Below are 1815 nucleotides of genomic sequence, written 5' to 3'. Positions count from 1 at the left end.
ACCAGTAAGGTTAATGGCAAATTTGTTAATGGTGAACCAATGGCTATAGAAGCAACTTACATAATGAAATCTCCAGAAGAGTGGGATCGTTTCATGCGTTTTATGGAACGGTATAGTGAAGAAAATGGCTTAGGATTTACTAAATCCTAACAGTATTAAGCTAAGTCTTCAGTGCTGGGTATTAATGTCTGGCCAACCGTCAACCCTCAAAAACGCTTAAGCATATGCGCTACGCGCACGCTAAGCGAACAGCCGTCAGCCGTTGGCCTTTGGCTGATAGCTGATAGCTGATAGCTGATAGCTTACTAACAAGCTGAGTACTCAGCACTATACCCAAGTTAGATATCGCTGATTTCCTTAGTAATCACATTAATGGGAGGAGAGCAATATACGCAAAGCTCATTAGCGATCGCTACCGCTTCTTCAGGGGTTTTATCTAAGTACATTGCGGTCAGAGCATAATCTTGTCCAGCACCAATGGCACCAAATTCATTAATTTTATCAACAAGATAGCCATCACTGATACAAAAAATATCCTGTTCTACTGCTAACAAATATTCGTTTCTGCGACCAAAGGTATCGTCTTTATCCTTTGCCCAACTATAAAATTCCACAATAAAATCGAGAACAGCCTCAACGGTAGGAGCTGCTGGAGAATGGTTTCTGGCAAATATTTGCATGAAACTCAATTCCATGGTATAACCCACGCCGCCAATAATCATGTTATTGATTTCAAATAGCTTGCCCCACTCATCCCCAGTTACCCGGTGAGTTTGCTTGAGGTATCCTGACAGCCGAATGCTATCGGAGGCAAAAACTAGTTGATCAGGGTATTTTCTGGCAGCGACAACGCTCATAAGTTGCTCCTAATGGTTTTAGTCGATGATTACGGTGAAACAGGCACCGATATAGCAGTCATTAACAAACTAGTTTAGCCTTATCCATCGCAACCAGTTCCTCTAGGGTGGGCAGTGCCTGGGGTGACCGGGTGTGGGGTGACCGGGTGTGGGGTGACCGGGTGAGGTGTGGGGTAGGGTGTTCACTTTGTGCGATGGCCATAGCTTAAACTTCATGCACTTTTTGTCTGATAGTATCAGACAGTGTATCTCTTGCATGATATCCATTCTGGGCTCAGGCCCATAATAAACAGCCTAGGCAGTGCCTACTAATATCAAGTCTGGTTGAATACCCATAATTAAGGAGAGGGTGGGGACGGTGGGAGGTGTGGGGAGATGGGGAGATGGGGAGATAGGGGAGATAGGGGAGATTTTTATTAAGGGTAATTATCCTGACATGATCTAACGCCCTGTGGCCAGCTGATCTGATCTCGGTGCATCTCAATGCAGGGCGGTCTTGGGGGAAACCCCCACTCGCGCTTTGCATCAAAACGGGAGTAGGAAACAGGAAAAAAATCCTGTGTACCTGATTAAGATCAGAACCGCTATCAGAAACACATTTTGAAACCCAAACCCCAGGAAGGATTAGCTGAGGAGAATAGTGTTGGAATCGGGAAGAAGTAGTTTTCGAGACTTCTTCCCGACTCCCGACTCCCGATTCCCGACTCCCGATTCCCGACTCCCGATTCCCGACTCCCGATTCCCGACTCCCGATTCCCGACTCCAAATTCTAAATTCTAAATTCTAAATTCTAAATTCTAAATTCTAAATTCTAAATTCTAAATTCTAACTTCCCGACTCCCGATTCCCCTAGACAAGATTTCCAAGACCAGCGATTAAGCCACGACAGACACCAGTGAGAAAATCTAAATCTAGGGTATCAATGCGATCGCTTGGTTGATGGTAATGGGGATTGCGC

The 1815-nt window shown here is 45.1% G+C and carries 4 protein-coding genes and 1 pseudogene; 2 read left to right on the top strand and 3 right to left on the bottom strand.

The features are described 5' to 3' along the window. The coding region (gene psb28, locus F6K37_RS40640; RefSeq protein ID WP_287256969.1) for a photosystem II reaction center protein Psb28 at positions 1–150 on the top strand (150 nt) is incomplete at its 5' end. 188 nt (positions 151–338) lie between these two features. Here psb28 and F6K37_RS40635 read toward each other — a convergent pair. Both F6K37_RS40635 and F6K37_RS40630 read right to left on the bottom strand, forming a co-directional pair. Next, positions 339–857, bottom strand: coding sequence for an Ntn hydrolase family protein (locus tag F6K37_RS40635; RefSeq protein ID WP_287256967.1), 519 nt, complete (start codon positions 855–857; stop codon positions 339–341). A 61-nt stretch (positions 858–918) separates the two neighbouring features. Continuing rightward, positions 919–1059 (bottom strand): hypothetical protein, encoded by a 141-nt coding sequence (locus F6K37_RS40630; RefSeq protein WP_154659818.1) that lies wholly within the window; start codon positions 1057–1059, stop codon positions 919–921. 441 nt (positions 1060–1500) lie between these two features. On the opposite strand from F6K37_RS40630, the gene F6K37_RS40625 reads away from it, so the two are divergent. Beyond that, a complete protein-coding gene (locus F6K37_RS40625) occupies positions 1501–1644 on the top strand; it encodes a hypothetical protein (protein WP_154659817.1) in 144 nt (47 codons plus the stop codon). 62 nt (positions 1645–1706) lie between these two features. On the opposite strand, the pseudogene F6K37_RS45940 reads toward F6K37_RS40625, so the two are convergent. Next, positions 1707–1815 (bottom strand): annotated as a pseudogene (locus tag F6K37_RS45940) (peptidase M28); the annotation flags it as partial.

Source organism: Moorena sp. SIO4E2 (assembly GCF_010671945.1).
Classification (GTDB): Bacteria; Cyanobacteriota; Cyanobacteriia; order Cyanobacteriales; family Coleofasciculaceae; genus Moorena; species Moorena producens.
Note: the sequence above shows the minus strand (reverse complement) of the source record. Positions and strands in the feature narration are given on the sequence as shown.